The sequence below is a fragment of the Mariniradius saccharolyticus AK6 genome (assembly GCF_000330725.2).
Lineage (GTDB): Bacteria > Bacteroidota > Bacteroidia > Cytophagales > Cyclobacteriaceae > Mariniradius > Mariniradius saccharolyticus.
On sequence record NZ_AMZY02000001.1, the window covers coordinates 33,605 to 59,703 of the forward strand.

General features: G+C 45.4%; 16 protein-coding genes and 3 tRNA genes. 8 read left to right on the forward strand and 11 right to left on the reverse strand.

Annotated elements, in window-relative coordinates; translation table 11 throughout:
* Positions 1-10: 10 nt before the first annotated feature.
* Positions 11-1,465 carry a hypothetical protein gene (locus C943_RS00185; protein ID WP_040478444.1) on the reverse strand — a complete coding sequence of 485 codons (1,455 nt, stop codon included), beginning with the start codon at positions 1,463-1,465 and terminating at the stop codon, positions 11-13.
* Positions 1,466-1,660: 195 nt separating this feature from the next.
* On the opposite strand from C943_RS00185, the gene C943_RS00190 reads away from it, so the two are divergent.
* Positions 1,661-1,852 carry a cold-shock protein gene (locus tag C943_RS00190; RefSeq protein ID WP_008623186.1) on the forward strand — a complete coding sequence of 64 codons (192 nt, stop codon included), beginning with the start codon at positions 1,661-1,663 and terminating at the stop codon, positions 1,850-1,852.
* A gap of 62 nt (positions 1,853-1,914) precedes the next feature.
* On the opposite strand, the gene C943_RS00195 is transcribed toward C943_RS00190, so the two are convergent.
* Positions 1,915-3,012: an o-succinylbenzoate synthase gene (locus C943_RS00195; RefSeq protein ID WP_008623196.1), complete on the reverse strand. Its 1,098-nt coding sequence runs from the start codon at positions 3,010-3,012 to the stop codon at positions 1,915-1,917.
* A 33-nt stretch (positions 3,013-3,045) separates the two neighbouring features.
* On the opposite strand from C943_RS00195, the gene C943_RS00200 reads away from it, so the two are divergent.
* Entirely contained in the window at positions 3,046-4,269 is a 1,224-nt protein-coding gene (locus C943_RS00200; RefSeq protein ID WP_085988924.1) for an S-adenosylmethionine:tRNA ribosyltransferase-isomerase, read from the forward strand.
* Between the two features lie 25 nt (positions 4,270-4,294).
* Here the strand turns inward: C943_RS00200 and C943_RS00205 are convergent, their stop codons facing one another.
* The 3 genes from C943_RS00205 to C943_RS00215 all read right to left on the reverse strand — a co-directional run bounded on the left by C943_RS00205 (position 4,295) and on the right by C943_RS00215 (position 6,613).
* Positions 4,295-4,711 (reverse strand): LytR/AlgR family response regulator transcription factor, encoded by a 417-nt coding sequence (locus C943_RS00205; RefSeq protein WP_008623199.1) that lies wholly within the window; start codon positions 4,709-4,711, stop codon positions 4,295-4,297.
* 66 nt (positions 4,712-4,777) lie between these two features.
* On the reverse strand, positions 4,778-6,085 hold the full coding sequence (locus tag C943_RS00210) for a PAS domain-containing protein (RefSeq protein ID WP_040478352.1): 1,308 nt from the start codon (positions 6,083-6,085) through the stop codon (positions 4,778-4,780).
* Positions 6,086-6,340: 255 nt separating this feature from the next.
* Complete coding sequence (locus C943_RS00215; RefSeq protein WP_008623203.1) at positions 6,341-6,613, reverse strand: hypothetical protein; 273 nt, start codon at positions 6,611-6,613, stop codon at positions 6,341-6,343.
* 504 nt (positions 6,614-7,117) lie between these two features.
* Between C943_RS00215 and C943_RS00220 the strand changes: the two genes are divergently transcribed.
* The 3 genes from C943_RS00220 (at position 7,118) to C943_RS00230 (ending at position 7,494) form a co-directional block, all read left to right on the forward strand.
* Positions 7,118-7,206: transfer RNA gene (locus tag C943_RS00220), tRNA-Ser, on the forward strand.
* Positions 7,207-7,271: 65 nt separating this feature from the next.
* Positions 7,272-7,345, forward strand: a tRNA-Pro gene (locus C943_RS00225).
* A 68-nt stretch (positions 7,346-7,413) separates the two neighbouring features.
* Positions 7,414-7,494: transfer RNA gene (locus C943_RS00230), tRNA-Leu, on the forward strand.
* 62 nt (positions 7,495-7,556) lie between these two features.
* Here the strand turns inward: C943_RS00230 and C943_RS00235 are convergent.
* On the reverse strand, positions 7,557-8,648 hold the full coding sequence (locus tag C943_RS00235) for an AI-2E family transporter (RefSeq protein WP_008623207.1): 1,092 nt from the start codon (positions 8,646-8,648) through the stop codon (positions 7,557-7,559).
* A 38-nt stretch (positions 8,649-8,686) separates the two neighbouring features.
* Positions 8,687-9,442: an NUDIX hydrolase gene (locus tag C943_RS00240; protein WP_008623209.1), complete on the reverse strand. Its 756-nt coding sequence runs from the start codon at positions 9,440-9,442 to the stop codon at positions 8,687-8,689.
* A 445-nt stretch (positions 9,443-9,887) separates the two neighbouring features.
* Between C943_RS00240 and C943_RS00245 the strand changes: the two genes are divergently transcribed.
* Positions 9,888-11,987 (forward strand): M28 family peptidase, encoded by a 2,100-nt coding sequence (locus tag C943_RS00245; RefSeq protein WP_008623212.1) that lies wholly within the window; start codon positions 9,888-9,890, stop codon positions 11,985-11,987.
* Between the two features lie 106 nt (positions 11,988-12,093).
* Here C943_RS00245 and C943_RS00250 read toward each other — a convergent pair whose 3' ends face one another.
* Complete coding sequence (locus C943_RS00250; protein WP_008623214.1) at positions 12,094-13,257, reverse strand: THUMP domain-containing class I SAM-dependent RNA methyltransferase; 1,164 nt, start codon at positions 13,255-13,257, stop codon at positions 12,094-12,096.
* 151 nt (positions 13,258-13,408) lie between these two features.
* Here C943_RS00250 and C943_RS00255 point away from each other — a divergent pair, with 151 nt between their 5' ends.
* Positions 13,409-13,690, forward strand: a complete 282-nt coding sequence (locus C943_RS00255) for a DUF202 domain-containing protein (RefSeq protein ID WP_008623216.1) — start codon at positions 13,409-13,411, stop codon at positions 13,688-13,690.
* A 133-nt stretch (positions 13,691-13,823) separates the two neighbouring features.
* Positions 13,824-14,723 (forward strand): Ppx/GppA phosphatase family protein, encoded by a 900-nt coding sequence (locus C943_RS00260; RefSeq protein WP_008623218.1) that lies wholly within the window; start codon positions 13,824-13,826, stop codon positions 14,721-14,723.
* Positions 14,724-14,802: 79 nt separating this feature from the next.
* Here C943_RS00260 and C943_RS00265 read toward each other — a convergent pair whose 3' ends face one another.
* The 3 genes from C943_RS00265 to C943_RS21195 form a co-directional block, all read right to left on the reverse strand.
* Positions 14,803-16,896, reverse strand: coding sequence for a tetratricopeptide repeat-containing sensor histidine kinase (locus tag C943_RS00265; RefSeq protein ID WP_245545486.1), 2,094 nt, complete (start codon positions 16,894-16,896; stop codon positions 14,803-14,805).
* 429 nt (positions 16,897-17,325) lie between these two features.
* A complete protein-coding gene (locus tag C943_RS00270) occupies positions 17,326-20,694 on the reverse strand; it encodes a sensor histidine kinase (protein WP_081610425.1) in 3,369 nt (1,122 codons plus the stop codon).
* The gene (locus C943_RS21195) at positions 20,691-26,030 is read right to left on the reverse strand and encodes an ATP-binding protein (protein WP_008623226.1); all 5,340 of its coding nucleotides are present in this window, start codon (positions 26,028-26,030) and stop codon (positions 20,691-20,693) included. The genes C943_RS00270 and C943_RS21195 overlap by 4 nt, the downstream gene beginning before the upstream one ends.
* Between the last annotated feature and the right edge of the window lie 69 nt (positions 26,031-26,099).

Consider the following 26,099-nt stretch of genomic DNA (forward strand, 5'->3'; position numbering starts at 1 on the left):
TCTGCGCTCTTCACAGGATGATGTGTGTTTGGAGAATAAGTTCCCCCGCACCACCAGTCCGGATGAAATTCTCGAAATAGGGCCTCCTCCGATATTCCAAACTCAGTTTGGCGCGGTGATCCGAAATCAGGTAATTGAAGCCGAGGCTGTATTGCGTCGTGCTTTGATCGAAATACTCAAAATCACTGATTGTCAACGAACCGAATGGCTGAAATCCCCCTAGGTTTCCCATTAGGTTTTTTGGGAGCATGTAGCCGCTTTGGAAATAGAAAATATTCCCCGTGCCAATCATCGGCTGGCTGTTTCCCGGTCCGTTTTGGGTCGTTCCCCGGCCGAGACCTGTGTTCATGATGCCGATGTTTCGGATGTAATTTGGCCCAAAATCATAACGATAGGCAACTCCGTAAAATGTGAAAGCCGCTTTACCCAAGGCTGTTCGTAAAGGCAAATCCAAAAAGACATCCAATCCCAAAAGTCCGATATCATGGCGGCTTTTTCCTCCGGACTGATCGATGGAGCTGGTTGCCTGAGGATGATGGTGCCATCCCCCGCCTACATTGAATACTTTCTTGTCTCCCAAATAGCTGCCCACAAAAAATGGCAATTTGTTGTTTTCATGCTCCCAAAATTGATAGGCTATATAACCCTGCGTCGCCCAGTTGTCATTTTGATCGTTGAACGCAATTGATCGCTCTCTGACCGGATCAAAGGTGCCACCGCTCCCGACAGAAAAAGGCTTGTTCAAGGCAACTCGATAATCCCAGTTCCTTATTTGTCCTTTTGCATAGAAACCAAACTGCCTGGCAAACTGGTCTGTGAGCTCGATGTTTCCCCAATTGAAAATCGGGGCATCCAGTGCAAGGAAATTCAGGGTTCCTGCGCTCGACAATCTCGAAACCCCATTCCAGTAATGAAGGCCGGCGCCGATGTACAATTCAGGAGTCACTTTAAACTCATTCCAGATATCATGGATGAACATCTGCGGTTTCTTGGCAGAACTCATGTCGTTGAATAGGATTGGAACATTCGGATCGATAGGTAACAAACCGGCATTACCGGAATCCCCTCCTCCCGGAACACCCCCATTCATAAAGGTCTGGTTATTGATCCCGAAATGCAGCATGATCAAAAACCTCGGAGAAACGGACGCATAGGCTAGCATCCTCGCCCGCCTGATCCCGATATCTGTGGTCCAATCAACAGGCTGTCCATCTACGCCCAGCGTTCCGGGATTGTTTTGCAGAGCCCTTGCCCAAATCTGCCCCCAAAGTATAAACCGCACATATTTTTTCCCGTCGTCCGACAGCTTGATCACCAATGGCCTGGATTCCTCGCCCGCTTCATCGCCAGAAAAACCATACTGCGATTTTTCCGGCAGCGTATCGGCTTTCTCCTGCGCACATACCTGCGATCCAATCAGGAAAGCAAATCCAAAACACATCAAAATCCACCGAGTTCTTCTCATACAATCAAGCCTGAAAAATTCAGCCACAAGCCACATCCAAGGTAAAACTAAATCAGTCCAATGGCAATAGCCAAGCGTTCGGATTGAGCTGGAAGCCAAAAAGGAATCATTATAAACAATATTTCTGAATATCTGCTTGATATGCGAAAAGTATCCTTACATTTGTCCCAAATTATTCATTCAATTACAATTATCATGAACAAAGGAAAAGTAAAATTTTTTAATGAGACCAAAGGTTTCGGTTTCATCGTTGACAATGAGTCTTCCAAAGAGTATTTCGTACACGTGACTGGTCTCGTTGACGAAATCAGGGAAAATGACGAAGTAACATTCGACCTGAAAGAAGGAAGAAAAGGCCTAAATGCAGTGAATGTAAAGGTTGTTTAATCTATATACACCACATTGACATCTAGTGAAAAAGCCTCGGTCGCCCCGGGGCTTTTTCGTTTCTATACTTTTATATCCCAAGCAGTTGTGCTCGGCATATAGTGCAGGTAGCCCTTTGCAATCGTCAATGGCGAGGCGAAATTGTTGTGGTACAACTGTCCCGTTCCTAGGCCCTGTGGGATGTTGATTGGGTAGGTTGAAGTGAATTGGGCGACGGCATTCAATCCGATATTGCTTTCCAAGGCCGATGTCATCCACCAGCCTATGCCCAGTTCCTCGGCCAACTGAATCCACTCTTGGCAGGACTTTATCCCACCGTGTAGCGTTGGTTTCAAAATGATGTACTGCGGATTGATTCTTTCGAGCAGGTTCCTTTTTGCGCTCTTCCCTATCACCCCGATCAACTCCTCATCCAATGCAATCGGGAGAATTCTGCTTCTACAGAGTTCCGCCATGGCTTCTACCTGACCTTGACGTATCGGTTGCTCAATGGAATGAATGTCCCAATCTGCAAGTTTTCTCAATTTTTCACTAGCTTCTTCAGGAGAAAACGCACCGTTTGCGTCTACGCGCAAAACAATCTTGTCGGCACCGAACCGACTACGAATATGGGCAATCAATTCCAGCTCTTCAGAAAATCCAATCGCTCCGATTTTCATCTTGATGCAGTAATAGCCTTCGGATAGCTTCTTTTCAATTTGATCCAGCATCATCTCCTTTTTGCCCATCCAAATCAATCCGTTGATCGGAATTGCCATTTTTCCATGAAAAAATCCCGTGTCAAAAATTTTCCTTTTGCCACCATTGACCAAGTCCAAAAGTGCTGTTTCAAAGGCAAAACGTATGCTTGGGAGATTCTCGGGGATTTGGGTGCTGCACCAGTCCAGTACCGAATTTGGATCACAAGGAATAGAGCTACCTGAAAGTTTCTCCACATAATTCGCCATCACGGATCCAAAATCCGGCAAGTCGTCCACACTCAATTTCGGCAGCGGCCCTGCTTCCCCCCATCCAATGACTATCGGTTTTTCATTTTCTATGGCTTGAAAAAGATAGCTCGTCTTTTCCGTCATCACCCCTCGCGAGGTACCCGCCTCAAACTTGAACTTCAGCACATAGGGCTGGAAGGAAAATTGGATATCGTGGAGATATTCTGACATGGAGGTTATATTTGCCGCCTGATAACTGAAGATATGCACCCGTTGGCAAAATCCATAGCCGAGATCAGGCTCTCTGATTACGAATATATCCTCCCCGAGGAGAGAATTGCAAAGTTTCCCTTGGAAAAGAGAGACCATTCTAAACTATTGCAGTTGAAGGACGGAAAAATCAGTCACCATCACTTTTTTGACCTACCTGACTTAGTGCCCGGCGATTGCATGATGGTCTTTAACAACACAAAGGTGATACCGGCACGGTTGATCTTCCAAAGGGAAAGCGGGGCCAAAATTGAAATTTTTCTACTCAAGCCAGTATATCCAAGCAGTCTGATTAACGAAGTCATGCTCGAAACAAAGCGCGTCGTGTGGGAATGCATGATCGGTAACCTGAAAAAATGGAAAAGTAACGAAAAGCTACGCGGTGAAATCCTCATCAACGGACAATCCTGCACCGTGTTTGCAAATCTCGAATATAGAGATTCCAAGGCTGTCGCTTTTGAATGGAATGATGAGAAAATCCCCTTTGTCAGTATCGTAGAGGCCGCTGGAGAAGTTCCCCTTCCACCCTATCTCAACCGAAAACCCACCGAGTTGGACAAGCCGCGCTACCAAACTGTCTATTCCGAAAAGGAAGGGGCGGTGGCAGCACCTACCGCTGGTCTGCATTTCACGCAGGATGTACTGGAAAACCTGAAAAGGAAAGGAGTTAAAGAGGAATTTTTGACCCTTCATGTAAGCGCGGGGACCTTCGCTCCTGTCAAAGTAGATCAGGTCGCCAACCATGCCATGCATAGCGAGCAGATGGTTGTAAATAAGGAGACTGTTGCAGCCTTGGCCAGGCACTCTGAGAAAATCATCGCTGTAGGTACCACATCCATGAGGACTCTGGAGAGCCTGTATTGGTTTGGCGTAATGCTGGGATCGGAAGCTAATGCGCAGTTTTGGATCCCAAAATTATACCCCTACGACAGCCATAGTGCCCTACCGAATAGGCAACAGAGTTTTGAAGCAATCTTGAAAATGATGGAAAAAAGAGGCCTACATGAAATAACAGGCCACACGGAAATCATGATCATGCCCGGCTATGAATTCAAAGTTTGTGACGGACTCATCACAAATTTCCATCAGCCCTCTTCAACATTGATCCTATTGGTGGCTGCTTTTACAAAAGGGAAGTGGCGTGAAGTCTACCATGCCGCACTTGACAACGATTACAGGTTTTTGAGTTACGGCGACAGCAGTATCCTTTGGTATTGATTGAGCTACGAAATGGCCGGTGAGTCTACTCTGCGCCGTTGGTTCCAAGCTTTTTGATCCCCTGGAGCAAATCTTGGAAATAGGACCGACCAACCGGGACGGCATCCGAGCCGACTACGATCTCGCGGGGATTGATACTTACGATTTCGTCTAGCCGCACGATGTAGCTTTTATGGATTCTGAAAAACTCATTCTCCGGCAAGATAGATTCAAATTCCTTCAGGATATTCCGTAAGGAATACACTTGATTTCGTGTCACCATTGTGGTGTAGTTTCCATCACCCTTCAGCCAAAGGATATCTGACCATTTGATTTTGACCAGGTTTCCCTTGTGTCTGATGAAAAGCCCATTCGAAATCAGGAGTGGTTTGATTTGGTCCACAGCTTCTATCCGGCGGTGACCATTCCCATTCTTTTTCACTTCAATCAACAATTCTTTCATCTCCCCAAAGTTTGAATTCAGGGAGGGAACAGTTTGTCTAAAAAAATGTTTGAGGATATGGGAAAATCAATGAAGGGAATCGTTGATTTTTTGCGAGTTCTTACGGATGATCTGATCCAATTCGTCGGCCAAAATCCGGATATACGACAGGTACTTTTGATTCTCCTTGTCCAGTTGTTCCTTGTCAAGAAGCTCCAAAAGGCCTAAGATCGAAGACAAAGGCGAACGGAGTTCCAAAAATTGTTGATAGGCAATCTCCCGTAGATTGTGGTAGTCTTTTGACAATTTGACCACCAAATCTCTATTTTCATGCACATCCCTGTTGGCATAAACGAAGCCAATCAATTTGCCCGTGTTGTCGCGTACGGGGAAAATCCGGTGTTGGAAAAGCCTGTTATTTGGATTGCCAATCGCGCCGATTTCTTTTTCGAAGCAAATCTCGTGTCCGCTTATGATTGACTCCAACTGCCCGAGGATTTTTTGCTCTATGCCGGGAAGGAGATTTTGCAGGAATTTGTCACCCACTCGGATTTCTTTGTCCAAGAAAATGGCTATTTGTTCTACAGCTTTCGGATTAAAACGCAGCACCCGCAAATCATGGCTCAACAAAATCATCGCTTCCTCTGAGCCATTTAGCACCGCATCTAAGGAATAACCCAATCTGGAAAGCTCATTCTCCAACAATTGCACCTCGGAGGTGTCTTTGAAGAAAATGTCCAAATGCTCCAAACGTGGGTCGATATGAATCTGGTACCACCGCCCCAATTCTGGAATGAAATCCTCGAAAATCCTTTCCCGCTTGTCTTCTTTTACCTTTTTGAATTCCAAGGCATACTCATATATCTTACTGTTGGGAAATACCTGCCAAACCTTTTGATTCAGAAGTCCGTGCCGATTTCCTCCAAAAAAGGCCTCCGCAGCATCGTTCAGGTGGATTATCTCCCAATTTTGATCGAGTTGAAAATGGATATCCTTCTCTGGGCGAATATTCTCGGTTGTTGCCAAAATATTCGAATCAGACTCCTTCCGAACTGTACCGATTCCCATAATCCCCAAAAAATCGCCATCGTTGTTTTTCAAAAGTGAAAATTCCCATTGTACGTTGCCGCGTGGATAATACTGGACTGCTGAAAAAATCTCATAAGGACTCCCCATTACTTCCAACATAATATCCTCAAAATAAGATTTTTGTGAATCCTGAGTCAAACTGTAAAAGGAAGTGAATAAGGGAAACTTTGGAAGAGAAAAAAAAGACTTAAACAGCTCACCACCATGCAATATTTGTCCATCAGCATCCAATACACACACCAATAGATTTTTCGAATCGTAAAGATACGAAGGCATGTACATCTCGATTTCTTTGGACCTCAACATGGTTTTTGACGAATGAAGGAGAGAAACTTGACTTCAGTTAAGGGAATTTTGGGGTGATCAGGGTTGAAATATACTGAATAATCAAATTTCAAAATCACCCAAATAATAAATTTTAACCAACCTGAGTGTAATGATTTGATCAAAAAATGCAAAAAATGACAATAAAATACATTTTACAGTACAAAAAACACAATTCGATGAATCTATTTTTTTTAGACCCTTGGAAGAATTTCCCCAAAAATAAAGCTATCGGACTTACACTCTCGATGATATCACTTCAAGTTCCGATATATCCTTGTCGAAATTCTCATAGGAAATATCCTTCGTCAATGTGATCAACACATGGGCAAACTCCTGCCTGCCTAGCTCGACAAAAAAAGGATAATCGCCTGATTCATTATCTCTTACACGCTTATCGTCAAAAATTCTGTTTAGGGCAATTCTTGACCGGGATTGCAGCAACAAACCATCTGGTTTCCTTGAATTTGCAACTACGCAAAAATTCCCAAACAAAGAATGAATAATCATAGCGGTAAATTTTTAATCCTGTGCTAATCTGTTTTTTTCGCCAATTTTTGGGACCGAGCTTGCCCTATTGCTGTTGCCCATTTGACGCTGATAAATCTAGACATAAGCGCGAAGTCAAAAAATACCCTAAACAGGGTATTTTTTCTCCAATTGACAACTTGGAGTTTCATTACATTGTAGAGATGCATGAATTTGATAATATCAATTTAAAAATCAGACATTTACAGAATATCATTTAAATGAACAATCAAACCCCAGCGCTGACTTAACAGTAGAACAAATTGAATTCACTCAAAAAAAGTAAAGCCTTGTAGCTTCCAGATTCACTCTGATTTCCAATCAATTAAAAATCCAACGCTGAAACGCCCGCGAATAGGAGCGTTTTATTAATATCGTACTTTGTGAATGTGGCAAATTATCGTTTATATTTGCATCGCTTTCCAAAAATGCGTCCGTTTGGGGCAGAAAGTTTAAATATTGGAAAGCGGAAGCAAAAGCTGAAAAAGAGAGTTGGGTGAGTGGCTGAAACCAACAGTTTGCTAAACTGTCGTACGGGTTAAACTGTACCGGGGGTTCGAATCCCCCACTCTCTGCGATTTGACGGGTGTGAAAAATCCGGTTTCTCCAGCAAGTTTGGGGATAAATCCAGATACCAGTTCGGGGTGTAGCGTAGCCCGGTATCGCGCCACATTTGGGATGTGGAGGTCGTAGGTTCGAATCCTGCCACCCCGACAATAAGTTAAAACGGTCGTAGGTTCTTCCGATAGCTATCTAGATGCCTGCCCGACTATTTAATTCTTGCGCACGTGGCGAAATTGGTAGACGCACTGTCTTCAGGCGGCAGCGCCCTTGGCGTGGAAGTTCGAATCTTCTCGTGCGCACTCAAGAGGTCTTCAGGCCTCTTTTTTTTTATTGCTAAATGCGCAAACAAACCTGAAACTCTCTACTTGTCTTTTTGCTTTTTGCCAAGTTTCCTCAAAATTATCTTCCAAAAATTCTCCCGGCGTTCAAACACAGGCACGTTGTCCCCGAGCAAATACCCGTATGGGGCCAAGCCCGGAATTCTATCGAGGGTGATTTTCAATACACCAACCATGGGAATAAAAAGTATCATCCCTGAGACGCCCCACAAAGCGCCACCAGCCAGGATTGCCAGCACGACTGCAAGTGCATTGACTTTGACTTTGGTACCCACGACAAATGGAGTAATGATATTGTTTTCCACGCCCTGCATGACCCAAAGCATAAAAAGCGTAAACAATGGATAAAATACACTATCAGTAGTCAAAAGCACATAAAACACGACCAAAAATGAGCTGATCAATACGCCCACGTAAGGAATCAAATTCATGACCGCGATAAATACCGCAAACAACAAATAGAACTTGACGCCGATCGAATAAAAAAGTAGACCGGCCATGCAGGACACAATGAATGTTACAAAGATCATCCCTACGATGTAGGATTTGATAACCTCACCCGAATCATTGACCCAAAACTGAACCGACTCAAAACGCGCCCCAGATATCCGTTTCAAAAACTCAATAAAAAAGTCCTTGTAGTACAAAAGCAGAAAAATATAGAGTGGAATAATTCCGATTAGTACCAGCGACTTCCCCGTCTCAAGAAGCCCGCTGTTGATCCTTTCGAAAGTCAAAAACTGCCCTCCATTTGCCGTTTCGGAAGAAATGCCAAATATCTCAGAAAAATCAGCCAAATATCGACTGATCTTTTCCTGAAATGCCACCTTCAAATTCGGGACTTCCAAAATCAACTGCAATACCTGATTAATCAAAAGGTAAAAAATCAGACCCACCAAAGCCGCCATAACCACAATCGTCACCCATATGGCAACGGCCCTTGGTATGCGCTTACTTTCAAGCCAATTAGTGATTGGATACAACAAAAACGAAAAGAAAGTCCCCCACAAAAGCGGTACAAAAATGAAATCACCGACATAGAGGATAAAAACACCAAAAACTATCGTGACCAGCGTAAAGGCTATTTTTTGGATCTTCGGTAGGCTGTAAGGCATATTGTAGGCAGTTCTACACACAAGGTATCAATCACGCTTCAAATAAAAAACAGGCTGCCAGATTGAAGCACTTCCCCATATTTTTTGTTGTCGAAATAGTAAAAAAAAGGAGATCTGTGGGCCGTGCCTTTCTTCACTTCTTTCGACTTGATCACGATTCCTGACTTGAGTATTTTCTTTTGGAAATTCCTTGGATCAATCTTTCTACCCAAGATCGCCTCGTACATGCGCATCATTTCCGGCATGGTAAATTTAAGAGGCAACAAATTAAGTCCAACGGGTTGATGGGCAATTTCCTTTCGCAAATAATCCAATGCGGTTTTCAATATCTCAGAGTGATCAAAAAGCAACTCGGGCAGCTCGTCCAGGCCCCTCCACTCGCAGGAATCCGACATCTCATCGGGTGTCGGGAAAACCTGCGCATAATTCACCAAAGCGTAGTACCCAACTGAAATAGCCCGGTCATACCACATGTGCTTCGGCACAACGGACGCAAGCTTCTCGGATACAGACTCCTTATCATACCTATTACTATCACCAAAAGTATGGAACTGTCGCAAGAAAATATCAACCAATCCTGTCCTTTGGGTCAGAATCCTAGTGGCGGCATCGTTCAAGGATTCGCTCTGCCTGACGACCCCACCCGGCAAACTCCAAAAATTGGTGCCCTTCCACTTGACCAAAAGGACTTTGAGTTGACCAGCATGAAAGCCGAAAATCACACAATCCAAGGTCAATTGGGGAACAACTTCCGAATTTTGAATAGCCAGTAACTCGGGATTGGAAACGATCATTTGCGATAAAATTTTCAATATGTAAATTTTACATATTGATGTTGAAAATGCTTACCTTTGAACAAAATAGTTTCCAAAAAAGATTCCAGGCTGCTACTCTTCTCTCATGGTACCTCTTTTAAGGGAATTGGTATCGGATAAGTGGCTTGAAATTTGAATACGTTGACAATTGAAAAGTCACGAAAAAAATCAAGGATTCGTTCGGAATACAGAAAATCAATAGTTTATTTGTCAGCCATCAATTAACTCAATCATCCGACTTAGAAATTAAAAAATACTCCAAGAATTTATTACCCTTGAACTTAAACCGTCGAAATCCCCGCATGAATCATGTGGGGATTTCTTTTTTCGACCAAGGAAAATAAATACCATTCAACAAGATTAGGGCACTGCAAATGGTCCTTTGAATATCTTTGCGTAAACACGAATTACATTCCACCACCTTATGAAAAAGCGAAATTTTCTTTTCTTGGCATTGTTGGTCCTTTTTGGTTCTGTGGCAAAGGGCCAAAATTTAGACGGATTCAGCGCAAAAAACCGACCAGCACAGGTTGCCTTTGAAAAATCATTCCAATCATCTGTCGACTTTAGCAGATTCAAGACGCATTTGTTCGCGATTACCTCCGAACCCCATGTCGCCGGCACGCCTGCCAACGAAAAGGTACGGGACTACATGGCTGAAGCAATGAAAGCCGCAGGTTGGGAAGTGAATGTATACCCATATGACCTCTACCTTTCAAAGGGGCCAGGGGAATCGCTCGTCGAATTAGTAACACCAATTCGGCAACCTTTGAACCAGCAGGAGAATATTTTGCCAGAGGACCCTTATTCTGCCAATCCAAACTTATGGAAAGGCTGGAATGCATATTCTGGAAGTGGTGACGTGACGGCGGAGGTAGTCTATGCCAACTATGGCACCAAGGCAGACTTTGAAAAACTCGTCGAAATGGGCGTGGATATCAAGGGGAAGATAGTGCTTGCAAGATATGGAGGTAACTTTCGTGGATATAAGGCAAAATTTGCCGAGCAATATGGTGCGGCGGGATTGATCATCTTTACAGACCCAGCCGACGCGGGATACATGAGGGGATTGGTTTTTCCGGAAGGAACGGGATTCAGTGAAAGTTCTATCCAACGGGGATCTTTATTGACCGTGGACTGGACCGGCGATCCACTTACGCCCTTCGAACCTGCATTGCCAATGGATGGGAAAACCAAAATCAATAGACTGAAGCCCGAGGAAGTCGGATTGCATACCATTCCCGTGACTCCGATTTCCTATGGATCTGCCAAGGAAATCATTGGCAAGATGAAAGGGAAGCCTGTTCCGGCTGGATGGCAGGGCGGTCTTCCGTTCACCTATCGGTTGGAGGGAGGCAACGAACTCACCGTACGCCTCAAAGTCAACCAGGAAAAAGGTATCACCCGTGCCTACAATGTGGTCGGTACACTCAAGGGCGCCACGAATCCCGACGAATGGGTGATCCTCGGCTGTCACTACGATGCATGGAATTTTGGCTCCACAGATCCAAACTCAGGGACCGCAATGCTTCTTAGCATGAGTGAGACCTTAGGAAAACTTGCAAAAGAAGGAAAAAGACCGGCACGGTCGATCATGATCGCCCATTGGGATGCTGAGGAACATGGCGTCATCGGCTCGACGGAATGGGTGGAGCAACTGCGCGACGAACTCAGTGCCAAGGCTGTTGCCTATATCAACTTGGATGCGGCTGTTTCAGGGAGGAATTTTGGATTTGCTGCGGCTCCAACCTTGAAGAAAATCATCATGGAATCAGCCAAAACCGTCGCTTTTCCGGATTCATCCAAGACCGTTTACGAAGTCTGGGCTGGAAAACAGGAGGAACCTGTAATCGGGAGCCTTGGCGGCGGATCCGACCATATCGCGTTCTACATGCATGTGGGCGTGCCGTCCATGAGTGGCGGTGCCGGCGGTCCCTCGCTCTACCACACCAACTATGATGACCTATATTTTTATGAAAAATTCGCTGACCCGAGCTTCAAGATGGGTGGCACCGTCGAACAGGTTGTAGGTATTGCAGCGATTAGATTGGCAAATGCTGATATCATTCCTTATGAAGCAGGCCGCTATGCCAAAGACCTCAAGGAACACTTCGCTCAGGCAGAAAAGAATGTAAAATCATACGAAAGCGGGTTCAAAGGCTTTGAAAAATCAACCCAAGCGCTCGAAGCATTAAAAGCAAGTGCCGAAACCTTGGATCAGAAATTAGCGGCAGCACTAGCAAGTGATCAAATAGAAAGCAAAAAGTCGAAGGAAATCAACAAGGCTATGCTGAGTCTGGAAAAAAGCTTCATCGATCCCAAAGGCATGTATTTTGGAAATTGGTACCGTTCGCTCTACGTGTCCACGGACCCATTTAGCGGTTATGCCTCTTGGATTTTGCCGGGTATCAAATACGAAACAGAGTCAAAATCCACAGCAAGACTCACAGAATGGGACGAGCGCTACAGCAAGGCGATTATAGATCTCAAGTCCAAAATCGACAATGTATTGAAGATGCTTTGATCCTGAGGGTACCAGAAAACAAAAAAGGCTTCCGATTCGATTCCGGAAGCCTTTTTTCGTTTCAAGGAGCCAATCTTATCCGATTATATTCCAAACCCTGCGCCCATCAGGCATTGCTTTTTCCCTTGTACAATTCAAACTTCATCAACCTGCAGTCGATGGTGCCGTTGTAGAATTCAATTTTTCGCGAAGCACGAAGTCCCACTCGTTTTCCCAAACTTGGGTTTCCCGTGAAAATATAGCCCGTGTATCCGGCGCAGCGCTGTTTCATAAAATCCCCCATTCTCTTGTAGGTGTCTGCCAAATCGCCCTCCTCTCCTAGCCGTTCGCCATATTCTGGGTTGAAAATCACGACTCCATCTGCATTTTCGGGAAACTCCGTCTCCTCAAAATCACAAACCTGAAAGTCAATCAAATCTTCCACTCCAGCTAGCATGGCATTTTCCCGAGCAAACAAAATCGCTTGGGTACTGATGTCAGAAGCGATGATCTTTAGGTTTGGCTTTTTGGTCACTTTGTCCTCCATCTTTCTTCGCTGCCTTTCGAGGAATTCCTCCTCATAGCCAAGAATATGTTGAAACGCAAAGTATTCCCTCAGACTACCCGGAAACCTATTTGTTGCCATCATGGCCGCCTCGATCGCCAAGGTTCCGGAGCCACACATCGGATTTACGAAGGGGCTGTACATATCCCATTCGGTCGCCATGATAACGGATGAGGCAAGGGCCTCCAACATGGGTGCCTTACCGGGAATCTTTCGGTAACCGTGTTTGGCAAGGGTTTCTCCGGAAGTATTGAAATACAGACTTGCCCGGGTATCCTTCCAAAACATTTGGAAAACAGCTCCTCTCAACTCCGAACCGGAATCCGGACGGACACCCGTCCTTTCACGAAATCGATCCGCAATGGCATCCTTGATGCGGACGTTGACAAAAAGCGGATTGTTGACACTGGGATGATCCACCGAAGAAATCACAGAAAAATAGGTATTCTCAGTAATATACTCTTCCCAGGGAATGGCCTTGATCCTTCGATAAATATCATCAGCATGGTGTAGGTAAAAGGAGCGAATTTCAAACAAAACATGGCTTGCCGTCCTGAGGTGTAGATTGAGTACAATGCAATCCAACAAGGTGCCTTCCAACTCCACGTGCGTATTTCCGGTCAAAAGGGGCTTGTACCCCAATTCTAACAATTCTCTTTTTAAAAAGGGTGCAAACTTATCCTTGCAGGTGACGACCACCTTACCCTTGGTCCTAAAATCCATCATGGGTCAAAGGTAGTGATTTGAATGGGAACAGAAGATGGAACTCGTCAGAGGAATCATTAGGAATTGAACATACAGGTGATCCCAGGGGTTAGGTATCTTTGTCACATTGGCAAAAATGACAAACAATTATCTTTGCAAAAAAATTGAAAAGATGGAAAAAGAAAACTTTACCGAACAGGAGTTGATTGTGAGGGATTATTTGGCTCGTCAGAGAACCTACTTGGCTAATGACCGGACCCTGCTTTCCTTTATTCGGACTTCACTTTATTTTTTGGTAAGTGGCACCGCATTGATGGAAGTGAATGCGTTGGAACACATCCGCGAACTAGGCTATTTGGCTTTTGCACTGAGTTTGGCAACACTGATTATTGGCGTTTATAGCTTCTTCAGAGTAAAAAAGAAGCTCAAAAAACACTATTATCAAGAAATGTGATCGAGGGAAATTGGCTGGGGTGAAAAATCACCCCTTTTTTATTTGAGCACTTAAATCACAATCCTCTCGAATATTTGGAGAACTTGGGTTAAATTGAACTCAGGATATTTGTAAAAAACCAATCCTATACCCTTTGAAACTTGCCGCCGTCGACATAGGTTCCAATGCCATCCGCCTCCAAATCACCCACGTGACGCACTACGAAGGCAATACCAACTTCAAGAAACTGGAATACCTGCGTTTTCCATTGCGGCTTGGGCTTGATGTGTTTCATGAGCAGAAGATTTCCGACAAAAACAAACGCAAGTTTGTAAAGTTGATGAAAGCCTTCAAACTGTTGATCGACCTGTACGAAGTGGACGATTATATGGCTTGCGCGACTTCGGCCATGCGGGAATCCATCAACGGGAAAGAAATCGTCGAGGAAGTGCGTGAGGATATTGGACTAAAAATCAACATCATCGACGGAAATCACGAGGCAGAGTTGATCAACCTTGCCCTTGGCAATTACATCGATGACAAATCCTACCTGCACATCGACGTGGGCGGAGGAAGTACCGAATTGAACATCTATATCAATCGGGAAAAAATCGCCACCAAATCATTCAAAATCGGTTCTGTACGTGCCTTGGAAGATACCATTCCCCTTCCAGTTTGGAAAAGCATGAGCAAGTTCATAGGCGACCATGTCACCAAAAAAGACCAAATCATCTCCATAGGTACCGGCGGCAACATCAGCAAGATTTTTGAACTTTCGAATCCAAGTAAAAACAAGCGGTTTCTCACCATCGAAAAAATCAAGGAAGTCCAATCCTACCTTGAATCGTTTTCCATCGACGAGCGGGTCAATAAGTTAAATCTAAACCCAGATCGCGCGGATGTAATCATTCCCGCATCCAAAATCTACCTTGCCGCGATGGAAGCCGCATCGTCCAAGAAAATGATCGTACCCGATGTCGGACTGAAGGATGGAATCATGCATGTACTTTATCGAAAAAACCGAAACAAAAAGCCACGGGCCGGCACGGAATAACCCACTTTACCCAAAGAACTGAAACTCATTGGCATTCTGGGCTACGATTCTCCACCCTCATCCCAGCCATCCCAAAAACCTAAACAACAGGAAGCGAAAGGGTGAACACAGTACCTTTTCCGACGGTTGAGTCAACGCTGATCTCTCCACCATGGGCCTTGATGATATCATAGCTCAAACTAAGCCCCAGGCCCGTTCCCTGTCCAGTTGGTTTTGTAGTGAAAAAAGGCTGAAAAATCTTGTCCTTGATGGATTCAGGAATTCCAGGTCCATTGTCGGCGATAGAAACTTGTGCCAACAGACCACCCGCTGCGGATTTGACCAGAGATGTTTTGACGGTCACGGTCGGCAAGTAAATATCCTCGGGCTTTCCGTTTTGCCCGGCAACAGCCTCAGGCTTGTAGTTGACACAAGCTTGAAAGGCATTGTTGATGATGTTTAAGAATACCCGACCAATATCTTGGGGAATCACTTTCATTTTAGGAAGATTTGGATCAAAAAAGGATTTTGATTGGACGTTAAACGCATTGTCTTTTGCTTGCATTCCATGGTAAGAAAGTCTCAGGTATTCAGCGGCCAAGGAATTGATATCAGTCATTGCTTTTTCGCCAGTGCTTGTCCTGCTGTGTTGCAGCATGCCTTGAACTATCGCATCTGCACGTTTTCCATGGTGGTTGATTTTCTCCAAGTTTTCCTTGATGTCGCCCAAAATATCAGTGATGAGTTTCTCGTTGCGACGCTCGACCGGCTTGGTCCGCTCATCCAGCACTTCGACGATGAGTTCGTTGCTGACTTCAGAAAAATTGTTGACAAAATTCAGCGGATTCCTGATTTCATGGGCGATTCCGGCCGTCAATTCACCCAAAGATGCCATCTTTTCGGATTGGATCAGTTGGGCCTGCGCGGATTTCAATTGGTCAAAGGCTGACTCCACTTTTTCCCGCTGTTCGCGGATTTCCTCTTTTTGGGCTTGCAGGAGGCTGTTGGCCTTTTGCTTGCTTAAGTTATTCCTGAAAAGGAAAATACTGATCGCGATGAAAAGGACCAATCCCCCCAAAGCAGTGAAAATGATAATTCGTTGGTTGAAGACAGCAGCATTTTTTAACTCGGTATCTTTCTGCAATAACTCGATTTCCGCCTGTTTCTGGCTTAATTCAAAATCAAACTGAAGCTGCTTGACCATTTGTTCGGTGCTGGATTTTGAGATTTCATCGCTCACTTTTTTGACCTCCAGCTCATACAGATAGGCAGTTTTGAAATCACCCTTGAGCGCGTACATCTCGGAAAGCACCATGAAGGCGTTTAGAAGTTCGCTTTTCGCGTCGATTTCCATGGAGATGCTCCTAGCCCTCTCCAGTGCCGCGATCGTGCCGTCGATATCTCCCTGTCTCTTGAGCGTTTTGGCGTAGCCAATGAGGGATTGCGCGACTTCATATTTGGCATCAAGGCTTTCCGCGATGGACAGGGCCCGTCTATGGTACGAAAAAGCGGTGTTGAATTCTCCCTTGGCACCATATATTTCGCCCAATTGCGTCAGCGGAAAAGTGGCGTCGAGCGTACCATCACAAAGGCCGAGCGCAAGTTCATGGTATTGAATCGCAGAATCGAGCTTAGACTCCAAAAAATAAATCTCCCCAATATTCATGGCAACAGTTGCCATCCCGGGTTGGTTGTCGATTTTAGTGAATCCTTCAAGCGCTTTCTTATATGAAGCTAGTGCATCCTCTATCGTTGCCTCCGCTTGCTGGTATACCGTGCCGATGTTGTTGTATGAGGTGGCGATACGCAAAGTATTTCCGATCTCTTCCGAGATCTTCAGTGACTGGAAGTGATGTTCAAGAGCTTTTTTGTTATTGCCCATCCTAAAATAAATCGAACCAAGGTTGCTGAGGACATTGGCCTCACCGGTCTTGTCGCCGATCGATCTGAACTGATTGAGTGCAATCTCAAAAACCTGCATCGCCTCTTGGAGTTTTCCCTGCTGGGCAAACAGTCTCCCCTTGATATTGTAGGCATAGGCAAGTCCCTTGTTGTTTTGAGAAAGGTTGGCAATTCGAATGGCTTCATCCAAGTAAGATTCTGATTTGGACACGTCCTCCCCCATCAATTCGGCACCGAGATCCGCAAATGCCTTGGCCTTGATAGTATCGACCGAAGAGTTTTGAATAATCATCAAAAGACTATCAGCCTTTGGAGTCTGGGCCAATACGAATCCAAAAACTCCAATTTGAAACAAAGAAAAAAAGACGATTCTATTAAAAAACCTCATACGATTGCCAGAAGGGAGTTTATGCCGAAAATCAATGAATAACCCAATGCGAACAATTTCACACCAATTGCAAAAAGCTGAAAATCAGAAAACCAACTATGTTTTTTCATAAAAATAATCATTATCTTAGTTGACATTAAAGACCTGAGGAATATTCCAATGCTTTCACATCACAGTATCATTTATCCACCCTCCACAATCGAATAAAAACGCCTCTCTTTTCAAACGCCCTACTAGCCAAATGTAACAAATTCAGTCAAGAATTTCCCCTCGTTCGGATGGCAATAGGCAAGCTTTTGAAAAAAATCAAATCCCCGTTCCCCAAACCCATTGTCAAATTGAAAGGTCGATTATGAATTGAGTGCCCAACGCGACTGTTGAGTTGATGGAGATGCTGCCCCCATGCGCCTTCACGATATCATGGGTGATGCTCAGCCCAAGCCCCGTCCCTTCTGTTCCCTTTTTGGTGGTGAAGAAGGGCTGCAGGATTTTGTCCTTGATCTCATCAGGAATGCCAGGGCCATTGTCCTCGACTGAAATGAGGATGCGGTCCTTTTCGGATTTGGTGCGGACGGTGATTTTGGGGTGGAATAATTCAGAATTCATAAATTTCAATTCCGAATTAAATTTTTGCCGCATGGCATCGAAGGCATTGTTACAAAGATTGATAATGACCCTGGTAAAGTCTTCCCGGACCAAGGGAATCTCCTTGATCGTATCATCCAATTCCAAAGCAATCTCCACATCGATAGGGTTCTTGCCCGCGCGCATGCCGTGAAAACTCAGATTGACATATTCCTTGATCAGTGCATTGAGGTCGGTGGGTTCCTTCTTGCCCGAACCTCCGCGGGAATGCTGCAACATGGAAGAAACGATGCTGTTGGCACGTGAACCGTGCTCGTGGATCTTCTCCAAATTGGCTTTTATATCCTCCAAAATATCATCCTCTTCACCGGTCAGATTCACATCTTGTGTCTTGCGCCTTATGTCTTTAATCTCCTCAACCAATTCCAAACTCACTTCCGAAAAGTTATTCACAAAATTCAGCGGGTTCTTGATCTCGTGGGCAATGCCTGCGGTAAGTTGCCCTAATGAGGCGAGCTTTTCCTGTTGGATGAGTTGGGCTTGAGTGGACTTGAGTTCGGAATAGGCTTTTTCAATTTCGCGGGCATGTTCCAGTTCTCTGGCTTGGGTACGCTCCCTTTCCTTCTGAATGACACGGTTTCTGAAGTAACTATCTGCGCCAAAAACACCCGCAAGGAAAAGTACACCATAAAGACCATAAGCCCATATCGTGTTCCACCATGGCTCTCTAACCAAAATGGCCAATGTGGCTCCTTCTTCATTCCACACGCCGTTGTTATTGGCGGCTTTCACGCGGAACACATATTCTCCAGGAGGAAGATTGGGATAATAAGCACTTTGCAAGGACGCGATTTCTCTCCACTCGGAGTCGTAATTTTCTAGCTTATAGGCAAACCGATTTTTCGCCGGGTTGCTGAAGTGCAGGGCAGTAAACTCTATCGAAATGTTGTTTTGATCATGTGCCAAGGCGATCGAATTTGTCTCATATATCGGTTTGCTGAGGAGGGAGTTTTCTCCAACGACGATCGATTTGTTGAACAATTTAAAATCGGTTAGGAAAACGATGGGGGGTTTTGAGTCTTTCCTAACGGATTCGGGATCGAATACTGTGATGCCATTCGAACCACCGAAAAGAAATTTCCCATCACTTGTCTTCAAGTAGGACCTATCGGCAAACTGTTGGCCCTGTATGCCCTCATCGATTGAATAATTGTAGAACTTCTCGGTTTCGACATCGAAACGGCTCAAGCCCTCAAATGTACTGAGCCAGAATGATTGGTTTTTCTCATCTGCGATAATCGCCTGTATGCTCATCGACGGCAGCCCATCATCAATGGTATAGGTCTTTATTTTCCCCTCTTTCACATCAAAACGGCTCAAGCCGCCCTGCCAAGTACCCACCCAGACAGTACCAGCAGAGTCTTCATAAAGTGCATTCACGTCTTGCGTGACAAATACGTCGCCCTTTGCGGGATCACGCCCCATACGGTTGACCCGGTTGGATTTGTAGTCATATAGAAAAAGACCATCATTTGTATTGATCCAAAGGCCGTACTTTTGGCTTTCGATGGCTTGTGTAGCGGATTTCATGCTGTTTTCATCATCCGGATCGATGCCAATTTTTGCTTCCTTGAATTCAGCGTCTACTGTACGTTTTCGATATATCCCCTGCATGGTGAATGCCCACTGATACCCTTGCCGATCATTTAAGAAATATTGGATGATAGTGTTTGCCGGAATTCCTGGAAGGTTGATTCTTTTTACTTGATTGCTTGGGTAGCTAAACTGAAAAAAACCGTCATTCGAACTAAAAATGATTTCTCCAGGCGAATGCTCGATCAGGCCGAATGCAGTATGTGTTCGCGGAAGGATAGCTTCATAGGGCAGTGGTTTGATTTCATTTTTTTGTAAATCAACAATATTGAATCCCCCGTTCGAAGTCGTGACAAGTATTTTACCATCTTTAAGCTCATGGATATTATTGACCCAGCCACCTGTCAAGGACATTGGATCATCGCGCCTATTTGAAAACGACCTGAACATCGCCCTTTCCTCGTACTTGAACAATCCGGTTGAATTTGTGCCGATCCATAAAGATCCAAATGAATCCAAGGCAAGCATATTGACTGCAGAATACTGGAAATCCCGACTCTCTGTGTCATCCAACCCAATCATCTCCTTGGTTTTGGGGTCAAACTTGAAGATACCACGGTCTGTGCCCAACCAAATTGTCCCGTTCCTATCGATCACCAGATTGTTGAAAAAATAGTTACCCAAATCACCGGCAGCAGCCACGATTTCCAATCGATTGGTCCCCACATCGATCCGAAACAATCGACCCACATTAGTAACACCCCAGACATTTCCATAATCATCCCCACGCAATTGGGTATCAAATTCATCGCTCAAGAAAACACTCCCTGCGTCCAGTTGTGGATTGATATCGACCAAGGTGCCCGAACTATCCAACTTGTGTAACCCGCTCCAACAGCTGACCCAGATTCCGCCTTCACTATCGGCGGCCATGCTTTTTACGTTGTTGATGGTCAATCCCTTCGAAGCTGGAACATTTTTCAATTTTTCCTCTTTTTCATCAAAGTAGAGCACCGTGGAAGTAATGCTCTCCCCATAGGTGGATGTCAATCCAAAGAATATCCTTCCTGACTTATCCTCCACGATATCGACAATCCCTGCCTCGACATTCGCTTCCGAATCAAACAAATCCCCATAGGTGAAATTGCGAAATGATTGTGTGGAAGGATGATAAAGGTTTAAAACCCCTGCCTGCGAACCCACCCAAATCCTCCCCTTGCTGTCTTCGAAAATCGACCAGACCACCAGTCCTTTGATAGATCCCGGGTCATTGGGATTTTGGTAAAAGCGTTTGAAACTGTAACCGTCATAGCGCGCCAAACCATTGATGGTTCCGATCCATACATACCCAAATCGGTCAACAATGATCTTATTTACCTGGGTGCCTGGCAATCCATCCTTTTCGGTGTACCAGGTCAGGTTTTTCACGGAAAGTTGGGAATAGGCTGCTTGGGTGCACATAAGCACCAGCATCGCAAGCAGAATGCTCGTTCTAAATATTATTCCCTTAGATGTTGACCTCATTTTTCGGTTTGATTAAAAGGTAACAGTATCTGAAATTCAGTCCCCTCACCGACTTTTGTCAAAATCTTCAACTCTCCCCCATGCGCCTTAACGATATCATGCGTAATACTCAGCCCAAGACCGGTTCCTTCTGTCCCCTTCTTGGTGGTAAAGAATGGCTGCAGGATTTTGTCCTTGATTTCATCGGGAATGCCGGGGCCATTGTCGGCAACTGAAATGAGTATATGGTCCTTTTCGGAATTGGTGCGGACGGTGAGTTTGGGGTGATAAAATTCTGAATTCTGAATTCTGAATTCAGAATGGGTTTTCCCTCTCATCGCATCAAAGGCATTGTTACACAGATTGATAATAACCCTGGTAAAATCTTCCCGGACCAAGGGAATCTCCCTGATCGTATCAGCCAATTCCAAGGCAATCTCCACATCGATCGGGTTCTTGCCGGCCCGCATGCCGTGAAAGCTCAGGTTAACATATTCCTTAATCAATGGATTGAGATCGGTGGGTTCCTTTTTGCCCGAACCTCCGCGGGAATGCTGCAGCATGGAGGTGACGATGCCATTGGCACGGCTGCCGTGTTCATGGATTTTCTCCAAATTGGCCTTTATATCCTCCAAAATCTCATCCTCTATTTCATCAGCCTCCGTTTTGGGTCTTGTATCTTGAGTCTTGAGTCTTGAATCTATTACCTCCTCAATCATCTCAATGCTCACTTCCGAAAAGTTATTCACAAAATTCAGCGGGTTCTTGATCTCGTGGGCGATGCCCGCGGTAAGTTGGCCAAGCGAGGCGAGCTTTTCCTGCTGGATAAGTTGGGCTTGGGTAGATTTGAGTTCGGCGAGGGCCTCTTCCGCTTTTTGTCTTGCGATCTTGATTTCAATCAAATCCTTCTCGGCCTGAAGGGCCTGAGCCTCTGCCAGTTTCAAATCGGAAAAGCGGGTGTATGTCAAGTCGAAGACGCCTGCAAACTTTTCCAAAAGGTACAGGGCCTCTTGCTGCAAGGGTTCGGGACTGGTCAAAATGAGCATTCCTTTCGAAAAAAATCCCGCGGTCTGCACACGCCTGTCATGCAGGAATGCTTTGTTGAAGGGGATTTTGATTTCATCGCTCAGATAGGATAACCAGCTTTTCAACGCATCTCCCTGCAAATCAATCATCAGGGATTTCTCTCCATTCTTCCAAGCTGTATAGGCTTTGGAAAGCGTCGTAGGCTCAGAAATGCGGCCTGAGAATTTGGTGTTCAGCTTGTCCCCGCCTTGTTCTGTTATCCAAAAATCAATCGTTTGACTTTCTTCGTTGACGATCCCAATATTGATGCGTTCGTGGGTGACACCCAGCGACCTCAACTGCTCGAAAAGCACGTAGGCCGCATCAGCCAATTCCTCGGAGGACTGCATGGCCATAGTTTTTGCTCTCACACGTTCCAAGGCCAACTGGATTTCAGCCTCTCTTGCCTGTGCTTCTGCTTTTTGGAGATCAAGAAAGCGGGTGTAAGTTTGCTGGAAAACCTTGCCAAAGCGCATCAAAATGGCATTTTCTTCCTCTGAAAATGAAATGCCTGTGAAGTTCTCAATGTACAGTGCTACGTTCTCCAATAATACTGTGGAGATGGTAAAACCCGGTTGACTGAAAATGATGTTTTTTGACTCCTCCGGAAAGTTTGGAATGTGCTCAAAAAGTTCTTCGTAAAATCGGTTCTTTTCTTCGAAAGAAAGAATGGTGGTAAAGAAATCTTCGCCTTTCGCCTTTGCTTCATTGAATCGATTGTAATAAATGCAGTCAAAATATGGGATCGTGAGCTGTGAGGGGCTTCCAAACTGGTCCGCTATCCAGGAATCGAAATCATCCCTTCTTTTGTAATCCATGATAAAACCCGCATGCTCGGTTGGGATCTTCAATTGAACGATTTGTTCATATACGACCTGAATGACTTCCTTCAGCTCCTCACTCTTGTGCATGGCCATAGAGCGGCTTCTCACCCGCTCCAGTGCCGCCTCTATTCGCGCTTCCCTTGCCTGGGCTTCGGCATTTTTCAAATCGGCAAACCTTCGGTAGGCAAGACCAAAGACATTGGAAAATCTTCGAAGCAGGCCCCTTGTAAGCTCATCCGGCCCATCCCGGGTAACCATCAGCAAGGATCCTCCGGCAAAATCCGCAAACGACCAATAGGACCGCAGCTCCTCAATATTTCCATGAACAGAGTCCACTAGCTTGGTAAATCCCTCCGGCGATTCCCTTTCCAAAAATGAAAACCATTGCCTGAGTTTCTCGCCTTCATTGAGGAGAACATAATCCTGAAGATTGGAATTGTAGGCATCCAATGCTTCTTCAATAATGCTCAAGCCCCTTTTAGGAACATTGGCTATGGACTCCAAAATATCCCCTTCTTCGTCAGGTGGCTTGATCCCTGCCCATGATTGGATATACTCATGGGATTCATCGTGCAGATGGATGACGCAGGTTTCAAGGTTCTTTTGACCGAGAATACCCATCTGCTTCCTCAATTCATGCACTACTTCACGCAATTCATTCGAAGAATGCATGGCCATGGCTTTTGCCCTGACTCTTTCTAGAGCGGCTTCTATTTTTGCTTCCTTTGCTTGCTCCTCGGCTTTTTGGAGGTCAAAATAGCGCTTAAAGGTAAGGTCAACCACAGCAGCGAAACGCTTCAGCAATTTCTTTTCTTCTTCGGTCACCGCTTGTTTGCACCAGCCGTAAAATGTACCGTGCGTAAAGTGCATGAAGTAGCCAAATTGCTCTTCGTCCGGAAATTGAAGCGGAATGTTGAAGGTGGGTTGTATTTGCTTGTAATAGGCTTGCAAGACTTTTCCTTTCATGGAGGGATAGTAATCATTGCCAAGTAGCCATTGATTATAAATCTCAGAAAGGATGGGGTGATTATCCAAGGTAGCCCAACCGACTACTGAAAGGTTATCAGCTTTATCAGAACTGGTTGCGGAATAGAGCAGGTTCTTTCTATTCTCTTTGTTTTGGATGCTAATGCCACCACGGATGGGTACAAACCCGAGTTTCTTTAATTCAGAAAATGCAATAATGGCAGTGGAAGGCAAATCGGAACTGTTGTGCATGGCCATGGCTTTACTTCGCACCCGTTCCAAGGCCGCTTCAATCTGTGCTTCTCGTGCCTGCGCCTCAGCTTTTTGGAGATCGAGAAAGCGGGTGTAAGTTTGGTCAAAGACTTTGGCAAAACGCTTGAAAACATCATGCGATTCCGGAACTGGTTCATAGGTAATAAAAAGCAGAAACCCTTTGGAGAAATAAGCCTGATGCATGATCTGAAAGGTGGGTAATGGATGCCCTGCTTCTATAATGGAATCCAAAATCTCTCCCACGACAGGCAGTCCCCGCATGTACCGATAATGCTGCTCCAATTCTTCTCCTCCCAGATCAACCACGTGGAGATCCTTGCCTTCTTCAGCGCCTACCCTCATCTGGATAAACAATTGGTCTTCTGTAGTCGGGGCAGAGAAGGGTGGTTGCAGAACTCCCTCACTACTCATCCAAAGCGTAACTGATGATTTTTCATCATCATCCCAGGTACAATAGCCCGCGCTCCATGCGGGCATACCCAATGACTGAATCTGTTGGAAAAGCAAGTTGGCCGCTTCGGGCAGCTCACTGCTCTTTTGCATCGCCATTGTTCTGGCTCTCACTCTTTCCAACGCTAGTTGTACTTGCGATTCCCTTGCCTGGGCTTCTGCTTTTTGGAGGTCTAGGAAGCGCCTGTAGGCCAATGAAAAAACAGCCGTCATACGGTGTAGCAAACTCCAGCTTTCCGTGGAAATAGCTCCCGGCGTGGCTGCGCCCACATAGCCATGGGAAAACTTCACCAAGTGATAAGTGCGTTCGGGGATTTCATCTCCATAGTAACCTTTCAATATGTTCGAGCAGGAGGCGCAGTAATTGATCCATTCCCTACGCTGTTCGCCGATCATCAATATTGAGGTTTGTGGCGCTGCGCTTTTAAAGAATTCCAACATCTGCCTGCCCACATAAGTGGCATTCAGGTTGATGGTCATTTCATCAAACACCAAGCTTGAATTCTGTCCGCGAACATCTTTGATGGCATACCAGCATTCGGCAGTCTCAGGATCGAGCATGGTATAGATGGAACTTGTTTCCAGTTCCTCCACCCCCAAAGCCGCCATTTCAGCGCGCATGACGGTAGCCACTTGGAGCAACTCATCTGCTTTGTGCATGGCCAAGGAACGGGAACGCACTTTTTCGAGTGCAGCTTCTATCCGCGCTTCCCCGGCCTGTGCTTCGGCTTTTTGCAGATCAAGGAAGCGGGTGTAGGTCAAATCAAAAACTTGCGCGAAGCGCTTGAAAATTTCCTCCTCCTTACAGGGAATTTCCGTGATGACGACTAAATATCCAGTCTTAAAATATGCGGCGTGCAAGCGCTGCCAGTTTGGACGCGGAATGCCTGAGCCTTCCATCTCATCAAAGATTTGCCGGGCAATGGGGATGTTCATCAGCCAGTCATAGTGCTCCTTCAGCATCTCATTTTCTAACGTGACTGTACGGTAGACTTCTCCATTTTCCCAACCTCTATAGAGGGCTTCATGGGTAAAATCCCCCACATTTGGCAAGAAAAATGGTTGGATTAAGCCATTGGCAAGGCTAAGCCACCATTCATCTTCCTGGCGATTTTCTTCGCAGAAAACAAAGCCGCAAGTCCAAAGATCGTCGACCAGCGAATTCAACTCACTAAACAAGACCGTGGCTACCTCCCCCAATTCTTCGGATTTTTCCATCGCCATTGTTCTGGCACGAACCCTTTCCAATGCCGCTTCTACCTCAAGTTCACGGTTTTTTACCAACAGTTCCCCGGTCCGTTCGGCTACCAGCTTTTCCAGTTCATCCGCTTTGGCTTTCCATAGGTCAAGTCCCCAGGTGTCTTTTTCGCTCTCTACCTGCTCTGGCTTGGACCCATGCCAATGTACTACGACCCATTTGTGCTGCTCAAATTCCAGAACCACCGAAACCCGCAGGTACATTTTGATCGGATCCCGGTCATTGGAAATCTCCAGGGTTACTTCATTGGTGAATACGGCGGTATTCTCATCGGAGGAAATGTGGAGATCAAGGGTAGTTACCTCCCATTTCATCTCCAGGCCAGCACTTTGTTGTTTTTGACGGGTCAGCAATTCCTGCAATTGCGCAATTCCAAAAAGCCTTTCGTCGATGGCGGTACCAAATCCCACGACGTCTTTCGCCACGATTTCATTTAGCAAGTGTAGGTTTCGCTGACCAAATCCAATGTCCATGAACTTATGAAAAGTGCTGTCGAGAAGTTCTTTCTTTTCTCCGGTCATAGTGGGTAAAGTCTTTCGGTTTGGAGTTTGGCCTGAGCGGCAGGCCAGCAAGGCATCTTTATTCCTGTA